Origin of the sequence: Levilactobacillus tujiorum, from assembly GCF_012641185.1 — a bacterium.
Lineage (GTDB): Bacteria > Bacillota > Bacilli > Lactobacillales > Lactobacillaceae > Levilactobacillus > Levilactobacillus tujiorum.
In genome coordinates this window covers 25,086-41,680 of record NZ_JAAXLK010000018.1, presented here as the reverse complement: position 1 = coordinate 41,680, position 16,595 = coordinate 25,086, and the positions used below count along the sequence as shown (strand labels likewise).

The window sequence follows — 16,595 nt, the reverse complement described above, 5'->3', positions numbered from 1 at the left end:
TCCAAACACGTCCCACGCTGTAAGCCGAAATCGGCTAACACCGTCGACACAGCTGGCTCCACCTCTGCCCTCCTCCGGTTATGTTAGCCTTTGATTAGTAAATTGGTTTAATCAATTGGTACATCAGCACTTAGCAAATATAGATGACACTATCTGTGTAGCCGAGAGTGAACTAAATTTGAGCTCAGCCGTGGGATTTACCAAGTGATTTTCTTGGTAAATGGCGACTTTGAGACATGATTTTTCGGCTCAAAGCGAGGCCTAAGACCACCCTGTGGCTTAGGCCGTCCTCCCCACAGCGCTCCAGCTCAAATTTGGCGAACGGCAAGGCGGTAGAGATTATCTGTTTGTCTATCTTTCAATCATTCAAGCGTAGTGCTGCGACCTTTACAGAACCTTTTTTAAGTTTCAACCTTCAGTGTCGTAACCTGAATATTCTCTAAAGCTAGACGTAAACAGTATGACGGCAGAAATTTGTTTCATAAGTTAATCACTGGACTCTGCAGTAATTTCAGGCGGGGTCCTTTTCGTGTCTTAATGATCGCACGGCACCTTCCCTGATATGTGGGAGTTCGCTTCCCAATAATCGGCCGATAAGCTATACTATGTTTAGATTCTAGGGTAACCTTGTTATCATTACCATAATGGGATCCGTATTTAAAGTTGAGTGAAGCGCTGACTAGGTCAAACGCGTAGTCAGAAAATCGCCAAGGACGCTGCCACGATGACTAGGTATTCAGTGGAAAAGCGGCCGTACATAAAAAAGGCTCGGGGCGCATGCTCCGGGCCTTTACTGTGTGCTAAATTAGCGACAGCGCGTTATTTAAAAAGTGTAGTGTCATATCGTAGCGGATGTCTCGGAAGTGAAGATAACTGTAACCGAGCACCCAGCCCAGCGCTGAATACATGATCAGCGTGGGCGTGAAGCTACTGACGTGCATGAAGCCAAAGATGAGACCCGAGACGAAGATCCCTAGGAAATTCATGAGCTTGGTATTTTTGCTAAAGAAGTAGTTGAGAAAGATTCCCCGGAAGATCAGTTCCTCAATGACCGGGGCCAGTAAGACGGCGTAGGCGAGGTTCCAAAACGGCAGTTGCATGACCTGCTGGTTGATTGCCGTCTGATTGGCGGGACTCGGTAGAATGTGGGTTGTAATCAGGATGGACCACGAGTACTGGATGGCAAGCATCAACAGGAAGAAGCCAATCAGCTGACTGACCGTCTTGCCGGTAAAGGGCGTGCGGCCGAAGAGGCGGGGGTTGTTTTGCTGCAACTGTTTTTGATAGCGCCAGGTGATAAAAGCCAGTAGCAACCCGGAATAAATCAGCATGCTGCCGATCGTCCGGTTCGTGGCGCTGCCATGGCTCGCCTGTTGCGTGGCCAACGTCAGGAAGAGGCTATCAATCAGGTATAACAGTAAAAAGCCGAGCCACTTGAGGTCCCGCAGTACCCAGTCAAGCAACCAATTAATGGCTTTGTTTAACGAATTCATTCAAGCAGTCCTCCAATATGATAGGTCAGGTGGTTCGGTCAATCGGCAGACGGGGGACTTGCCCACTGTCTGCTTAAAATGACCAGCGGTGATGGACAAGCCCAGTCATGAGTGACCGTTACTTGTCGTATTTGCCGATTTCAATCAAGTTTTCGTCAGGATCGCGGACGTAGACCGAGGTCATCGGGCCAAGGGCTCCCTGCTTGGGAAACGGCCCGTCAACGATCTCAACCGCGTAGTTCGTGAGGTGGGAGAGAATGTTAGCCAGCGGATCGGTCGCGATGATGGCGAAGTCGGCGCCACCCACCGTGGGATGCTTGGCAACCGGCAAGTGGAGATCTGCACTCTGTTGGAAGTTAATCTTTTGTTTGCCCAGCTTAACACCGCGACGGCCATCGTCGAATTCGATGATGGGCAGGTCAAAGACCTCGTGATACCAACGTACGGAACGCTCAATGTCACTGACGGTCAGCGTAATGTGGTCGATGTTTCGAATATTCATGAAAGTTTCAGTCCTTAGAAGTAAATTTTCACCATTATAGCATAGTTTTCACAGAAGACCCTAGACCATGAAGTTGACGAACCCGGGCGTTTCGTGGTAAGTTACTACTTATATATTACCGTTTGGGAGAAGGCCTTGACGTTGTCGGGGCTTTTTTCTTGCATGAGAGCAGAAGGGAAGGATCTACGTGCCATTACTAGAAGTTGACGATCTGAGTATGAGCTTTGCTGATAAGAAGCTTTACGAAGATGCCAGTTTTACCCTAGAGAAAGGCGAACACATGGGTGTCGTTGGGCAAAACGGGGTTGGAAAGTCAACGTTAATTAAAATTATTACAGGTCAGGAGCTACCACTGACGGGATCAGTGAAGTGGCAGAAGAAGACCCACGTGGGGTACTTGGACCAATACGCCGATATTCCAGCGGGGATGACGCTGATTGATTTCCTGCACACCGCCTACGCTGATTTGTACGAGATGAACGATCGGATGACCGCGATGTATACCGAATACGCCGAGAGCATGGATGACAAGCTCTTGGAACGGGCTGGTCGGATTCAAGAGGAATTGGATGCTCGCAACTTTTACGACGTGGAAACGCAGATTGAACGGGTTATTTCGGGGTTAGGCCTGGATGATATGGGCCGGGACCATGAAGTGGCCAAGATGTCTGGGGGACAACGGTCTAAGATTATTTTAGCAAAGCTGTTGCTGGAAACACCAGACGTCATTCTGTTGGATGAACCGACCAACTACTTGGATACGGCGCACATTGAGTGGCTGGAAGATTATTTGAATAGTTTCGAGGGGGCAGCGCTGATCGTCTCCCATGATTATGACTTTCTGCAGGACGTGACGAACTGTATCATCAACGTGGCGTTTGGTCAGATTACGAAATACCGGGGCAACTTCAAGCAGGCCATGCGTCAGCGGGCTGAAAAGGAAAAGGCCCAGCAGCGTGAATTTGACAAGCAACAGGTGGTCATCGAAAAGGCGGAACGCTTTATTCGCAAGAACAAGGCGGGCTCTAAGTCGACGATGGCGAAGTCACGGGAAAAGATGCTTAACCGGATGGATCGGGTCGATCCGCCTTCGACGAATATTCAAGCCCACTTCGATTTTCCTTATCAGGAAACGGGGTCGCAGAATGCGCTGGTGGTGGACGAATTATCCGTGGGGTATGACCGGCCACTGTTGAAGCCGGTGACGTTCTCCGTGACGACCGACCAAAAGGTAGGCTTGACGGGATTTAACGGGGTCGGAAAGTCGACGCTGATCAAGTCCATCTTGGGGATCATTAAAGCCAAGGGTGGGGAAGCGTCCTTCTCCCCATCTGCACGGATCAGCTACTTCAGTCAGGATTTAGTTTGGGATAACAATCGGCAGACACCACTGCAGATTATCCAGGCGAAGTACGAAAAGTTACCGCAGAAGGCGATTCGTGGTAAGCTATCCAAGTGTGGGTTAGATTCCGCCAATGCCATGAAACCGATCGGTGAGCTCTCCGGGGGCGAACAGACCAAGGTTAAGTTGGCTATGATGGAATTTGAACCGGCTAACTTCTTAATCATGGACGAACCGACGAATCATTTGGACGATGAAACGAAGCAAGCCCTGAAGGAAGCCATTGCGAACTTCCCAGGGAATGCGATCATCGTGAGCCATGAGGCTAGTTTCTACACGGGATTGGTCGACAAGATCCTTAACGTTGAAAAGTTGAGTTTGAAAAATACCCAAAATTAAGGTTGCGGGAAGGTTACGTTTCGGTAAAAACCGTTCCCTTTTCTGGGAAAATCCGTTACAGTTAACGTTGGAGTTAATCACAGGAGAAAGGGACGGAAAAGCATGAGACGTTTCAGACAATTAGTCGTGATTGTCATTCTAGTGGTCGTTGCGGGACTGGGGATCAACCGGGTTATCCAGCACTCGTCAGCGGCTAAGACGCCGACAACGCAGACCACTAAAAGGGCAACGCCCAAGAAGGCAGCCGTCAAGAAGATCAATTGGCGGAAGCCTTCCGAAGACAAGGCCTATCCGAACTTAAAGACGCACCCCAATGCTTGGCTGGACGTGAATACCAGCAAGCAACGGGTCTACATTAAAGATGGGGATAAAGTCCTCTATACCATGTACTGTTCCACGGGAACGGGCAAGGAAAATGCAACGCCACACGGTACTTTTGCCATTCAGGCTGAGCGTGGAAAGTTCTTCTACAATCAGTCGTCTGGTGAAGGGGCTAAATATTGGGTTTCTTGGAAGGATCACGGGATTTATCTCTTCCACAGTGTGCCCACCGATCAGAACGGTAAGTTCATCAAGAGCGAAGCCGAAGAGCTCGGTAAAAATGCCGCGTCGCACGGTTGTGTGCGGTTATCGGTGGCTGACGCTAAGTGGGTCTACACCAACGTTCCTTATGGGATGAAGGTTGTCGTTCACTAGAGTTTAGGTTGTTAAGCAAACGAAACAGTCTCGCCGATTGGGGCGAGGCTGTTTTTTGTATTGTAGAACAATAAGGGGCTATTTTTGGTAGTCTTCGAAATGATCGGATAGTGAAAGACGTGGTTTAAATCATTAAAGAATATCGTGTGACCCCGTATCTAAGAGTAATAGTGTGATTTCAGTGTCACTAATGGTCTGGTTAATCATTAGTTTAGTCCTCGGAGGTGTTTAAATGTTCCATGAAATCTTCGGTCGAATAATCCGTTGTATTACCATCTTGAACGTCCTTTAACGCTTGTTTTAAGTCGATGGCTAACGAATTATTGGTGGGCTTGAATGGCAGTCCATTTTCCTTGATCATTTGGGAAACAAAGAGGTTAACTGCGGCGGTGAGATCGATGCCCATTCCTTCAGCGATGCGTTCAGCTTTCTTTTTACGGTCAAGGTCCATCCTAATGGTTAGTCGCGTTTTTTCTGAATTTTTCATAAGTATCCTCCCAACTGTCCTTTGCTAACTGGTGACTATTTTATCACCAATTGTCACAAATACGAAGCGAAAAGAATTTAATACTGGCCCAAAAAAGCGTTCTGCAATCTCACAAAAGTGAAATCGCAGAACGCTTTGATTAAATTCTAAGCATTAAAGTTGTCGTTTTCCACATCGCGGATAAACGTTGCCAAGTGGTCGTAGTAGACCGGCGCGTTGTCGATCATGTGGTGGTGACCACCTTCGGGCGTCGTCACGAAGCGAGAGTGGGGGATGAGTTCAGCCATCTTCTTACCCGTGGCGATAGGCATAGTTTCGTGTTCCCCAAAGGTCAGTAAGGTAGGGACCTTGATGTCCTTCAAGTGATCGCGGAAGTTCCATTCCTTCAGCTTGCCCTTGATGACAAATTCATTGTCACCTTGGAAGGCGCCGTAAACGTCGGTCGCCATGGTGCTGATCAGGTGAGAGATTGCGGCTGGCTTCTTCCGGTCCACGTAGCCGTCGTTTAAGATGTCCACGTAGCTTTGGTACTTCGGATCGTCGTAGTTACCATCGGCTTCGATTTGCTTCATGTAGGCAACTTGGTCGGCAGACAGAACCGTTTCCCGGATATGGTTGATACTTTCAACGTATTCGTCGATGTTATCAACCATTGAGGAAATGATAGCACCCTTTAAGTGTTGACCATATTTAGCAGCGTACATTTGAACCAAGGCGCCACCCCAAGATTGGCCGATCAAGTAGAACTTGTCGATGCCTAATTTTTGGCGAACTTCTTCAACTTCATCCAAGAAGTAATCGTAGGTCAGGTACTTCTTAGCAATTGCTGGATCGCTATAGTCGGGTTGGTCAGAGTACCAGGAGCCGAGTTGATCGTACATGTGGACCTGAACGTTCAGGCCTTGGGCAGCCAATTGCTTAGCCGTATCTTCCCAGTATTCATGGTTACCACCAGGGCCACCATGTAGGGCGAGCAAATGAATGTCGCCAGTGCCTTGGGTGTTGGTCCAGAGGTGGTAGCCGTTGTCTAAGGTAATAATCGTCGTGCCTTGTTTCATAATGAAAGTCCCCCGTTTCTAATGAATTATATAATATTTTATCACTGTCACATGGAATCTGAAACTAAAGTTAATCAGGGAGGTCCTGCCGCCACGTTAGGCGTTACGCTTCGACGAAGGGAATCGTAAGAGTCGATGCGCCGAGTTGAACGGAATATTGGAGATCCTGATTCCCACGAACTGTCATGCCGAAGTCGGTCGCATAGACGACTAGCCCCAACTGATGGCCTGCTAATAGCCGATAATGGGTCGGCTGCAACGTGACGCTGAGGTCGTAGAACTGGTTTGGCTTAAGTTCGTCCACTTGATAAGCATTGGTGCGGTTTTGAAGATTGCGATGGCCCTTCGTGATCATCTTCCAAGGAGTCGCTTTGGCTAGTTTAAACTCGCGAAGACTGTCCTCACGCCAACGGTAGCCTTCATCGAGACTAATCCGTAGCGGGGTAGGACTGACGCCTAACCGTTGGGCTTGGCCGTAGTCGACGACTTGGAAGCTCAGCATCCCCATGGGTTGGTTAACCGCAACTTGAAGTTTGACAACGGGCTTACCGTCTAAGATCAGATCGTCTTTTAAGACGGCGGATTTGAAGATGAGGCGATGGCCGAACATGTCGTTGTGTTTTTGCCCTAGCAGGTCGGTTTCCCAGCCCGCAATATCTTTAGTGTAGCGTTGGTACTGCGCGGCTGGAAGCTGATCGTTGAAGCTCGTGGCAAATTCCAGGGGTTCGTGGGTCGCTTGATCGACCAGCTCGTCGTGTTGAAGATTGAAGACGCGTTTAGCATTGGTAGGTGCGTCCCAATCATCGGTGGCATGCCAAGTCTCAGGTTGAATGTTGTCCTGAATAATCACATTCGGGAGGAGAGTTTCGGCCTGATTGTCAACGCCCAGCAACTCGTGGGTCAGCCAGAGATTGACGATATCCGTGTAGTCAATCGAGCGGAAGGCGTTGATGTAGATGTGTTGGCCCTGATGCAGAATCAACTTTTTCGTCACGGGTAAGTCACGGACTGCGTTCCAGAGATTGTTGACGTTACGGGGCTTCACGTTCCAGTCATTGAGGCCGTGGACCAGCAACAGATCTGCTTTGATATTTTTGACGTTCTTCAGGTAGTTACGGGCGTCCCAGAAACGATTGTAGTTGCCGGAAGCGCGGTCCTGACCTTGCGTAATTGCGGCGAGATCCGCTTGCCATTTGGCCTGAATCCGGTGGTAATCGCCGGCCTTGAGTTGCCGACTGAAGGTTTCTTCGGCGAGGACATCCGCGTCTTCACCAGGAAAGCCGCCGGGGGCGACCACGAGGCCACCGTCACGGTAGTAGTCATACCAGTTGGAAATGGCGGCTTCAGAAATGACGGTCTTGAGCCCCGCGACACCGGTCGTGGCAGCGGCCGTAGCCAGAGTTCCGAGGTAGGAGCGGCCCGTCATCGCCACGGCGTGATTGCTCCACCAAGCGGGGATGGCCTGAGTGGCAGCAGGACTAGTGAAGGCGGTCCGGTTACCAGCTAACCACTCGATAATGGCAATGGTTGACGTCGTTTCCTCGGGATCGCCGGTGGTCCGCACGCCGTCAGAATCAAGCGTCCCAATGCCAGCGGCGTAGACCACGGCGAATCCGCGAGCTAAGAAGTAGTCGTTAAGCGTGTAGGACTGTTCGCGAGCAAAGGTTTCCTCGGCCGTTTTAGTCGTGGTCGTCACGGATCGTGGTTCGGGAACGGACGTTGATTGTGGCTGAGCCGTGACGTCGGCTAAAGTCCGGTCGTTGGGTTGTTTAGGCTCTAAAGGAACGTTGACGTTATGCATCATCTGATCGCCGGCTTCGTCGTTGGTGCCTTGGTTGTACGGGCTAGCTGTGTACAGTACGGGAACCTTGAGACCATTTTCAGTTTCGGCTGGTCGAATGACTTCTGCCTTGAGTAAATCACGGTGACCGTCGCCATCGGTATCCTGAGGACTTTCCACGTAGACCACCTCACGAATGAGACGAGTCGTGTCGAATACGGCTTGGGCTTTGCCATTAAAGATCAATGGTTTTTCAACGCTGGGGTCGTGAACCAGGGGCGCAAAGTAACCGTGGGTCGTCAGGTGATCCAAGAAGGTTTGACCGTCCTTGGTGTGGGTGGTGAGCAGTAAGTACCAGGCTTGTTTTAATTCCACGAGGGTTAACTCGTCGGTGGCGTGCTCGGCTACGGGTAACTGGATCTTAGCCATAGCCGTGAGTGGATCGGCCAAGTTGAAGTCGAGGTCGGGGGTAAAGCCCAACCGCTGGAGTGCGAGGTTGTAGAAGACGGTGACGGGGACATTTTCATGATGGGATAAGAAGTCCAGCCCATCAACATCCGGTGTTGCCATTAGGTTGGCAAGTTGGCGGTCGACACCCTCAACGGTCAGGTGTTCAGGCCAACTCTTGTCATAGAAATCACGTAACAGAGCACTCACACTAGTCAATTTTTGATTAGCGGCAGTTAAAAAATGAATCCGTTCCAGCTCACGCAGGGCCGTAGCCGGTTGTGTGGGTCGAATTGCAAATTGTTGATTACGCAAATAAATCACCTTCCTAAAGAGTAATTGTAAATCATGGATTAAAAGTTGTAGGCAACCTAGATAATTCTTGCCGCCTTACCGTTCGCCAAATTTGAGCTGGAACGCTGTGGGGAGGACGGTTCGAGCCGAAAAACACGTCTCAAAGACGCCATTTACCAAGAGGACCACTTGGTAAATCCCACGGCTGAGCTCAAATTTGACTCACTCACGGCTAACACAGCATGCCTAGGCGACTGGAGTGATGACCGTTATAGTCGTTATCGATTGAATTAAAATCATCAAGTAACAATGTTCTCCAACTGTTGTCGTGGTAAAACTCTATCAAAACCGGAGGAGGCCAGGGATGGAGCCAGCCGTGAAAGTGGTGTTAGCTGGCGACTTTTCAGCCAGCTTTACAGCACGGGCGTCTTTGGAGACACGGTTTTTTCGTGGCTCCAAAGCGAGCGAGAAGACTGGTGGTCTTCCAGTCTGAAGCGTCCCCATAGCAGGCGAAATCCCTGGCAGCCGTAGGTGACTGGTTTAGCCTATTTTTCAGTCAACTATTCTTGCCACTCAGATTTTGGAAATGTTCAACTCAGACGGTAGTGCTTAATCGGACTGGTCATCGTTTAACCGGCTGTGACGCAGGCCGTAAGTGAAGTAGATGATTAAGCCCAAGGCAAACCAAATGGATGACGCAATCCACGTTTCAGCCGGTAGTTGGAGCATCATGCCAAAGCACAACAACCCTGACACGATTGGCAAGACGGGATACCACGGCACTTTGAAGCCGGAATTCTCTGGGAGCTCCTTGAGGTGACGGAGCCGAATGATCCCAAATGAAACGAAGAGAAAGGCCACCAGCGTCCCGATGTTAACTAAGTTGGTCAGTTGTGCGAGTGGCACGAAGCCACCGAGTAGGGCAATAACCACGGTGATCACCGCCAGGCTGTTCTTAGGTGTGCCGTTGGACGTGTCGATTTTACCTAAGAATTTAGGCAAAAGACCATCACGACCAATGGAGTAGATGAGTCGTGAAGAACTGTAAATCATGGTGACCATCATGGTAAACATTCCCGCTAAGGCACCCAGGGAAATAATTCCGGACGTCCAGTTCTGGTGAACCAGCGTCAACGCGAAGGCGACGGGATCGGCCACGTTGAGCTTGGTGTAGTGGACCATTCCCGTCAGGACGACGGCGACTAACATATACAGCACGGAGGCAACGATCAGTGTGCCGATAATCCCCACGGGCATGTTCTTCTTGGGATTCTTGACCTCGGCGGCAGACGCGGAGACCACGTCGAAACCTAGGTAGGCAAAGAAGACGGTCGAAGCACCACGGAGAATACCCTTCGTTCCGAATGGCGCAAAGGGTTGCCAGTTGGCTGGCTTCACGTAAAAGATACCGACCAACACGAAGAGAATAATGATGGCGATCTTGACGAACACGATGGTCGTGTTGATCCGCATGGACTCCCGCATCCCGCGATTGAGCAACCAACTGATCAAGAGGACCACCAGGATAGCCACAATGTTGCCATATGTACCGTGTGCGGGGTCGTAGGGGCCGGTGAAGGCCGTTGGTAGGGAAAGGTGGAAACCGGCCAAGAATGAGTTGAAATACGCGCCAAATGAGTTGGCTACCGCTGCGACGGCCAAGACGTATTCCAGGATCAGCGCCCAGCCGAGGACCCAACCAATGATTTCGCCGAAGACCAGGTTTCCGTATGAGTAAGCGGAACCAGCGACTGGCAAAACGGAGGCGAATTCGGCATAGCACATGGCGGCGGTTGAGCAGACAATGGCTGCCAACAGGAAGGAAAGTACGATTCCGGGCCCGCTGTACTGGGCGGCGATGGTACCAGGCAGGATAAAGATCCCTGTCCCAATCACCGCCCCAATGCCTAGTGACATCAGGTCCTTTGCCGTCATGGTCTTGGCAAAGTGCTGATCACTTTTTAAATAATTATCTAAGCGTTCGCGGCGGAAAATTCGCGAAATACCCATAAAAAGCCTCCTTAATAATGATGATATCTCGGATAGTGTACCCTAGAGTTAAATTAAAAGTCAATGAGAGTTGCCGTGAGTTTGGGGAATTCCTGGTTAAAAATTCCCCGTAATCCCCGTTTTCGAGATAAAATAGAACAGATATGGTAATAGCGAATTGGCGCCATCGGACTTTTGAGATGGCGAAAGGTGACGACAAATGCCGGTGTTACGCCATTCCTAGTCCTGTGACTAGTGATGGGTGTCCGGCGAATAGGGCCGCCACGTGTGAGCGACGAGCTGATACAGAAATTTTTGAAAATAATTCCAATTTATTTGTCGTTCATGGTATGGTTAAGGTTCATTTAAACGCGGACCAATTTGCTGTTAACCAGTGAAAGAGGAGGCAATTTAGACATGATTACAGAAAATGCGAGTGGGGCAGTGGTCTATCGGCTGGTGGATCAACAGCCACAATACTTACTGTTAAAGAGTGCGACCAGTGATTTCTGGGGCTTTCCCAAGGGACACGTCGAGGGTAATGAGACGGACATCGAGACGGCGGTTCGCGAGATTCGTGAAGAGACCAGCCTCGAGGTCACGGTTGACCCGACGTTTCACGCGGACCTGGACTACGATATGAAGAATGGTCATCATAAACACGTGGTGCTTTACACGTCGAAGGTTCCCGCTGATGTGACCATTAAACGGCAGTTTGAAGAAATCAGTGACTTTGGCTGGTTTGACTTTGCCACGGCGCACGAACGGTTGAGCTATCCCAACTTGCAGGACTTGCTGACCCAAGCGAATGACTTCTTAACGGGGGATCGGCATGGCGAATAAGGTTTTAGTGATTACCGGCGCGACGGGCACGGGTAAGACCACGGTGCAGGATTATTTGGTGGCGCAATACCCAGTTACCAAGGTGATTACGCACACGACTCGGCCACCCCGGCAAGGCGAAGTCGATGGTCGGGATTACTACTTTGAAACGGAGACGAGTTTTCCTAAGAATCACTACCTGGAATCCGTCTTTTATTCCGGTTACCACTACGGTTCGTCGCGGGAAGGCTTAGCGGCGGGCTTTGAGCGAGCACCTTTCGTGGCCATTGTCTTGGACAGCAAAGGCGCCATCACCTATGCGCAGGAGCTGGGTGAGCAGGCGGTCATCATCTTCTTGACGGTGAGTCAACCAGAAGAGTTGCTCGAACGGGTGACGCAACGTGGGGATGACCGGGCGATGTTGAAACAGCGCTTCGCCAGTCCCGAATATCGGCGTGATCTGACGATGCCGTTAGCCTTACGAGGCAAAGCCATCCGGCTCAATAATGACAACTGGCAACGGACCCAGATTAAGTTAGATGAGTTGATGAAACGCTTACAGGCTGAATAAGTGGCACTTTGGTTGAGTTTCATTTGAAAATGTGCGAAACTTACTAGGAATTCGGACTAAATTTTAAGAGGAGGCCGCCATCATGGCAGACACGTTGAATACCGCTGTGGCGATTTTAAGAAAGAACAAGTTTAAGTTAACCAAGCAGCGGCACGCGTTGCTAGAATTTCTGTTGACCAATCAGGGTCATTACACGGATGTGGTGACCGTTGATGCTTATATGCGGACTGAGTTCCCGGGGATGAGTCACAATACGGTTTACCGGAACTTGAAAGAGTTCGAAGAGGTCGGAATTGTTGAGCAGAATACTGAACAGGAACGTACGCGGGTGAAGTATCAATGCGACTTCCATCATCAGCATCACCACCATTTTATCTGTCAAAATTGTGGTAAAGTCACCGAGCTACAGATGTGCCCGATGGACTTTTTCACTGACCAATTACCGGGATATGAAATTACGGGACACAGCTTTGAACTGTACGGAATTTGTGCGGAATGCAAGGCTGCCGGCGTTAGCGCTGACCCGGCCACTTTAGTTAAAAATTAACATAAACTTGAGAAATTTTTGAGATTAACGTGCGATAATAAGAGACATTGTACAAATGGAGAAGGAGGAATGTAGTATGGCGTACCGGACACCACCCTTTATCACGCCGTTTGCGATCGTATCAATTGCGCTAGCACTCGGGGCTACCAACGTGGTGACTAATTCCGTCACGAAGACCAATGAAGGGGCTTCACGGACGTCGACGAGTTCATCGCTAGTCGTCAATCAGTCGAATGATTCCAAGAAGAAGGCTAGTGACGACAGCAAGAAGAAGGATTCCGATTCTTCTAAGAAAGACAGTGAGTCTTCCGATAAGGATAGTAGTTCTACAACGGATACGGAGAGTTCTTCTGCAAATTCCACGTCTGAAACCGAATCAAGTCATGCCGGGACGACGAATTCAACTGGCAATACGGGGACAACATCATCTTCCAAGAAGCCGGCTACCACGAACTCGAGTTCAACGACCACGGATGATGATTCTGCGACTAACGATACCAGCACGACGACCAACGACACCACGGACGACAGTGGCGCGAACACTTACAGCCATGCCAACGCAACGAATGATACGACTACGGATCAACAATAAAGGAAGGGGGACCAACAATGCTTAGCTTTCTTGATATGGTCAACCATTACTTAGGCTACATCAATGTGAGTGTTAAGATTAAGAATCGCGTCTACGTGATTTTAGGCGCGCTAGGGGATCTTTACTTATTCTATATTGCGATTCGTTACCTGCAAAATGGGCATCCGTTCTGGGGCTTATTGATTTTACTGGTCGCTTTGATCCTGCTTTACTTTGCTTATCTGAATACGGTGTACTACTTCACGAAAAAGAAGGCGCCGTTTGATATTTCACCTAAGATTGAAAAGTTGCTGCATATGAAGCCTAAGGAAGCTGAACTGGATCAGCCGAAACGAACTTTGGGTGGCCGGAACATTCCGGCGAACGGGTACTTTGATGAGAAGAAAATATTACCTGGGAAATTGACCTCAACGCCACTAGAACAGGAGAATATCCAACACTTAGCGACGCGCTTACAGCAAAATCAATTGCTCCAAATGGATTATTCCGGGTTAGGCGAGCGGGAGATTCTGGAACAAACGCGACAGACTGGCAAACCAGTCTATGCCTCAGGTCCGGGCGCACTGATTCCTTACTTCGAAATGCAAACGGAGAATAACCAACTCGTCGTTTATGCCGGGATGAACCAGGCCGAAAAAGAACGTGTTGGGGTCGTCAGCACGGTCGGCTTACAAAACGTCGCGGATGTGCGCGATCAGATCGAACTGTACTTGGCCAATGCAACTTTAGTTGGTGGTCCGTTTAAAGTTTTGGGTCGAACTTCAGTGATTGAACAAGCCAATGATTTTCAGGTCGCGGTTCAATTAGCGTACAAGCACCAAAACGCTACGCACCAAGCATCCTCAGCCGATCAGCCGGCGCGTGATACCACGACAACGTCACGTCGCGCGCGGTATGATCAGGCGCCAGAGTCACAGACGGATTCGGAGCCAATGACCCGGACGTCCCGTTACCACCATTAATCGCTAACGGTGAGTAGGATTAGGGATACTCAAATTTTCTAGAATGATAAGTAGTGCTTAGACAAAAAAGTCTGAGCGCTATTTTTTTGACAGAATGTTCGTGATTTGCAGTAACCTATGTTAGCTTTTCTTACATGGTGGTGCTAGCTTAACAAATTTTTTTAACGAATAGTGGACACTTGTTAAACCCGTGGTATGCCTAATCTTTTTGTACTTAAATCGTTTTCGGGGGTGCTTACACCGGAAGTGTTTATTTTGACCGCCTTATTTTTTTGGTTTAAACTTGATTTTAGACACAAAAAATCAGATGCACGGACGTCGGGGACGCCTGCATGGCAACTACTTTAGTTATGTGGAGGGAAAGACTTATGTCAATGATTGAATTTCACAACGTTGAAAAATACTACGGTAGTTTTCACGCATTACACAACATTAACTTGACGATTGAGGACGGGGAAACCGTGGTGCTCATCGGGCCTTCTGGTTCGGGGAAGTCGACGTTGATTCGTACGATCAACGGGCTGGAATCCATTCGTCACGGTCAATTGATCGTTAACGGACAGGATCTGGCTAATCCGAAGACCGATATGAACCGGATTCGGAAGAACGTGGGCATGGTGTTCCAACACTTTAATTTGTACGCCAACAAGACCATTCTTGAAAACATCATGTTGGCGCCACGAATTGTCCTGCATCGTGACGAAAACGAGAATAAAAAAGTGGCTATGGAAATGCTGGACCGAGTTGGCCTGGCTGACCAAGCGCCTAAGATGCCGTCACAATTGTCCGGGGGACAGCAACAACGAATCGCGATTGCCCGGTCACTTGCTATGAAGCCAAAGTGTTTATTATTTGATGAACCGACGAGTGCTTTGGACCCCGAAATGATTGACGATGTGCTCAACGTTATGAAGACGATCGCCCGGGATTCTAGTATGACCACGCTGGTCGTTACTCATGAAATGGGCTTTGCGCGTGAAGTGGCTAACCGCGTGATCTTTATGGCGGATGGCCGGATTCTAGAGGATGACTCTAAGGAAACCTTCTTTGATGGGCAGCCCACCAACGAGCGGGCACGCCAGTTCTTGAGCAAGATTATTACACACTAATTCAGGGGAGGAACGCGCAATATGAAAAAGTTTATTCGAATCCTCGGCTTAGTCCTGACCCTGTTCACGCTAACGGTGGTTGTGAGTGCTTGTGGTAGTAAGCCACTGTCTCAACGAAACGTGTTGAAGACGGACCAACAGGATAAAACGATCACTTGGGGTGTCAAAGCCGACACCCGTCTTTTCGGTCTACTGGACACTAAAGATGGCCAGATCAAGGGCTTTGAAGTGGATCTTGCCAAGGCGTTGACTAAGCAAATGTTAGGTAAAGACGCTAAGGCTAAGTTCATCCAAGTGACGAGTTCGACACGGATGCCGATGCTTAAGAATGGTAATATTGATGCGATTATTGCCACGATGACCAACACCCCTGAGCGGCGTAAACAAGTCGCTTTTTCTAATACTTACTTCTACGCCGGCCAATCATTACTGGTGAAGAAGGGAAGTAGCATCAAGAACGTTAAGGATCTTAATCGGCAGAAGGGCACGGTCCTCGGGGTTGTGGGCTCTGACTCCGTTGAAAACGTGGCCAAAGTAGCCCCCAATGCCAAGGTCTTACAACTGACCGACTACGCACAAGCCATGACGGCGCTGAAGTCCGGTCAGGGTCAGGCACTGACGACGGATAACGGGATTCTTTACGGGATGTCTGTGCAGAACCCAGGTTACGAGGTAACGGGGGGCACGTTCGTCTCCGAACCTTATGGGATTGCCATGGATAAGAACCAAACGCCATTTAAGAACTCGGTTAACCAAGCGTTGACGGCGCTACGGGAAAATGGCGAGTATGCGAAGTTACTTCACAAGTGGTTCCACAACGTGAAGGGCTTTGACTATGAGGAGGCGGCTAAAGAATGATTCATATTTTTCAAGCTTATGGAGGCACGCTCCTTTATGGCCTAGGCCAAACGCTATTGTGTAGTCTGATTGCGTTGATTTTTAGTTTGATTATCGGGACTTTCTTCGCCTTACTAGAGGAATCCCCAAGTAAGGGTGCCCGGCGGATTGCGCGAGCTTACATCGAGCTCTTCCGGAACATCCCGTTGCTGGTGATCACCATGTTCTTCTACGTGGTCTTCCCGCTCTACGTGGTGAAAATGAATGGGTTCACTGCCGGCACGATTGGTTTGACACTGTACACGTCTTCTTTTATCGCCGAAACGGTGCGGGCTGGGATTCAGTCCGTAGATACGGGGCAGATGGAAGGTGCCCGCGCTAATGGACTGACCTTCTGGCAGGCGATGCGCTACATCGTCTTGCCCCAGGCCTTTCGGTATGTGATTCCGCCGTTAGGTAATCAATTCGTTAACTTGGTGAAGAACTCGTCCACGTTAGCTTTCGTGGGGGGCTTTGATCTGATGTATCAAGGTAATGTGATTGCGTCGAGCTCACTGGAAACCATGGCGGCATACTCCGCCGTGGGGGTACTCTACTTGATCATCACCATGCCAATTAGTTATTACATGCGCTATTTGGAAAAGCGGTTAGCTTAAGGGAAGGAGAAT

Annotated in this window: 16 protein-coding genes; 10 read left to right on the top strand and 6 right to left on the bottom strand. The window is 49.5% G+C overall.

Features of this window, described 5'->3' with window-relative positions:
- Positions 1 to 800 precede the first annotated feature (800 nt).
- Positions 801 to 1,493, bottom strand: coding sequence for a CPBP family intramembrane glutamic endopeptidase (locus HF569_RS09285; RefSeq protein WP_168902219.1), 693 nt, complete (start codon positions 1,491 to 1,493; stop codon positions 801 to 803).
- A gap of 118 nt (positions 1,494 to 1,611) precedes the next feature.
- Positions 1,612 to 1,995: a VOC family protein gene (locus HF569_RS09280; RefSeq protein ID WP_168902218.1), complete on the bottom strand. Its 384-nt coding sequence runs from the start codon at positions 1,993 to 1,995 to the stop codon at positions 1,612 to 1,614.
- Between the two features lie 217 nt (positions 1,996 to 2,212).
- Here HF569_RS09280 and HF569_RS09275 point away from each other — a divergent pair, with 217 nt between their 5' ends.
- Both HF569_RS09275 and HF569_RS09270 read left to right on the top strand, forming a co-directional pair.
- Positions 2,213 to 3,736, top strand: coding sequence for an ABC-F family ATP-binding cassette domain-containing protein (locus tag HF569_RS09275; protein ID WP_168902239.1), 1,524 nt, complete (start codon positions 2,213 to 2,215; stop codon positions 3,734 to 3,736).
- A gap of 102 nt (positions 3,737 to 3,838) precedes the next feature.
- On the top strand, positions 3,839 to 4,432 hold the full coding sequence (locus tag HF569_RS09270; protein ID WP_168902217.1) for a L,D-transpeptidase: 594 nt from the start codon (positions 3,839 to 3,841) through the stop codon (positions 4,430 to 4,432).
- A gap of 211 nt (positions 4,433 to 4,643) precedes the next feature.
- Here the strand turns inward: HF569_RS09270 and HF569_RS09265 are convergent, their stop codons facing one another.
- The 4 genes from HF569_RS09265 to HF569_RS09250 form a co-directional block, all read right to left on the bottom strand.
- Positions 4,644 to 4,919: a type II toxin-antitoxin system RelB/DinJ family antitoxin gene (locus HF569_RS09265; protein ID WP_168902216.1), complete on the bottom strand. Its 276-nt coding sequence runs from the start codon at positions 4,917 to 4,919 to the stop codon at positions 4,644 to 4,646.
- Between the two features lie 146 nt (positions 4,920 to 5,065).
- Positions 5,066 to 5,977 (bottom strand): proline-specific peptidase family protein, encoded by a 912-nt coding sequence (locus tag HF569_RS09260; RefSeq protein WP_168902215.1) that lies wholly within the window; start codon positions 5,975 to 5,977, stop codon positions 5,066 to 5,068.
- Between the two features lie 103 nt (positions 5,978 to 6,080).
- Complete coding sequence (locus HF569_RS09255; protein ID WP_168902214.1) at positions 6,081 to 8,519, bottom strand: Xaa-Pro dipeptidyl-peptidase; 2,439 nt, start codon at positions 8,517 to 8,519, stop codon at positions 6,081 to 6,083.
- A 588-nt stretch (positions 8,520 to 9,107) separates the two neighbouring features.
- Positions 9,108 to 10,508 carry an APC family permease gene (locus HF569_RS09250; protein ID WP_168902213.1) on the bottom strand — a complete coding sequence of 467 codons (1,401 nt, stop codon included), beginning with the start codon at positions 10,506 to 10,508 and terminating at the stop codon, positions 9,108 to 9,110.
- A gap of 396 nt (positions 10,509 to 10,904) precedes the next feature.
- On the opposite strand from HF569_RS09250, the gene HF569_RS09245 reads away from it, so the two are divergent.
- From HF569_RS09245 to HF569_RS09210, 8 genes are all read left to right on the top strand, one after another.
- Positions 10,905 to 11,330 carry a bis(5'-nucleosyl)-tetraphosphatase gene (locus tag HF569_RS09245; protein ID WP_168902212.1) on the top strand — a complete coding sequence of 142 codons (426 nt, stop codon included), beginning with the start codon at positions 10,905 to 10,907 and terminating at the stop codon, positions 11,328 to 11,330.
- The gene (locus tag HF569_RS09240; protein WP_168902211.1) at positions 11,320 to 11,880 is read left to right on the top strand and encodes a nucleoside/nucleotide kinase family protein; all 561 of its coding nucleotides are present in this window, start codon (positions 11,320 to 11,322) and stop codon (positions 11,878 to 11,880) included. Before HF569_RS09245 ends, HF569_RS09240 begins: the two co-directional genes overlap by 11 nt.
- An 82-nt stretch (positions 11,881 to 11,962) precedes the next feature.
- Complete coding sequence (locus HF569_RS09235; protein ID WP_168902210.1) at positions 11,963 to 12,427, top strand: Fur family transcriptional regulator; 465 nt, start codon at positions 11,963 to 11,965, stop codon at positions 12,425 to 12,427.
- A gap of 76 nt (positions 12,428 to 12,503) precedes the next feature.
- Positions 12,504 to 13,019 (top strand): hypothetical protein, encoded by a 516-nt coding sequence (locus HF569_RS09230; protein ID WP_168850108.1) that lies wholly within the window; start codon positions 12,504 to 12,506, stop codon positions 13,017 to 13,019.
- A gap of 17 nt (positions 13,020 to 13,036) precedes the next feature.
- On the top strand, positions 13,037 to 13,981 hold the full coding sequence (locus tag HF569_RS09225; protein ID WP_168902209.1) for a DUF6681 family protein: 945 nt from the start codon (positions 13,037 to 13,039) through the stop codon (positions 13,979 to 13,981).
- 368 nt (positions 13,982 to 14,349) lie between these two features.
- Positions 14,350 to 15,090 (top strand): amino acid ABC transporter ATP-binding protein, encoded by a 741-nt coding sequence (locus tag HF569_RS09220; RefSeq protein ID WP_020089047.1) that lies wholly within the window; start codon positions 14,350 to 14,352, stop codon positions 15,088 to 15,090.
- 21 nt (positions 15,091 to 15,111) lie between these two features.
- Complete coding sequence (locus tag HF569_RS09215) at positions 15,112 to 15,948, top strand: transporter substrate-binding domain-containing protein (protein ID WP_168902208.1); 837 nt, start codon at positions 15,112 to 15,114, stop codon at positions 15,946 to 15,948.
- Positions 15,945 to 16,583, top strand: coding sequence for an amino acid ABC transporter permease (locus HF569_RS09210; protein ID WP_168850111.1), 639 nt, complete (start codon positions 15,945 to 15,947; stop codon positions 16,581 to 16,583). Before HF569_RS09215 ends, HF569_RS09210 begins: the two co-directional genes overlap by 4 nt.
- Positions 16,584 to 16,595: the final 12 nt, after the last annotated feature.

What these genes read in the sequence shown, in the direction of transcription:
- HF569_RS09220 (WP_020089047.1), top strand. Translation starts at nt 14,350, where the DNA reads ATGTCAATGATTGAATTTCACAACGTTGAAAAATACTACGGTAGTTTT.
- HF569_RS09285 (WP_168902219.1), bottom strand. Translation starts at nt 1,493, where the DNA reads ATGAATTCGTTAAACAAAGCCATTAATTGGTTGCTTGACTGGGTACTG.
- HF569_RS09280 (WP_168902218.1), bottom strand. Translation starts at nt 1,995, where the DNA reads ATGAATATTCGAAACATCGACCACATTACGCTGACCGTCAGTGACATT.
- HF569_RS09235 (WP_168902210.1), top strand. Translation starts at nt 11,963, where the DNA reads ATGGCAGACACGTTGAATACCGCTGTGGCGATTTTAAGAAAGAACAAG.
- HF569_RS09245 (WP_168902212.1), top strand. Translation starts at nt 10,905, where the DNA reads ATGATTACAGAAAATGCGAGTGGGGCAGTGGTCTATCGGCTGGTGGAT.
- HF569_RS09275 (WP_168902239.1), top strand. Translation starts at nt 2,213, where the DNA reads ATGAGCTTTGCTGATAAGAAGCTTTACGAAGATGCCAGTTTTACCCTA.
- HF569_RS09230 (WP_168850108.1), top strand. Translation starts at nt 12,504, where the DNA reads ATGGCGTACCGGACACCACCCTTTATCACGCCGTTTGCGATCGTATCA.
- HF569_RS09265 (WP_168902216.1), bottom strand. Translation starts at nt 4,919, where the DNA reads ATGAAAAATTCAGAAAAAACGCGACTAACCATTAGGATGGACCTTGAC.
- HF569_RS09250 (WP_168902213.1), bottom strand. Translation starts at nt 10,508, where the DNA reads ATGGGTATTTCGCGAATTTTCCGCCGCGAACGCTTAGATAATTATTTA.
- HF569_RS09270 (WP_168902217.1), top strand. Translation starts at nt 3,839, where the DNA reads ATGAGACGTTTCAGACAATTAGTCGTGATTGTCATTCTAGTGGTCGTT.
- HF569_RS09215 (WP_168902208.1), top strand. Translation starts at nt 15,112, where the DNA reads ATGAAAAAGTTTATTCGAATCCTCGGCTTAGTCCTGACCCTGTTCACG.
- HF569_RS09225 (WP_168902209.1), top strand. Translation starts at nt 13,037, where the DNA reads ATGCTTAGCTTTCTTGATATGGTCAACCATTACTTAGGCTACATCAAT.
- HF569_RS09240 (WP_168902211.1), top strand. Translation starts at nt 11,320, where the DNA reads ATGGCGAATAAGGTTTTAGTGATTACCGGCGCGACGGGCACGGGTAAG.
- HF569_RS09260 (WP_168902215.1), bottom strand. Translation starts at nt 5,977, where the DNA reads ATGAAACAAGGCACGACGATTATTACCTTAGACAACGGCTACCACCTC.
- HF569_RS09210 (WP_168850111.1), top strand. Translation starts at nt 15,945, where the DNA reads ATGATTCATATTTTTCAAGCTTATGGAGGCACGCTCCTTTATGGCCTA.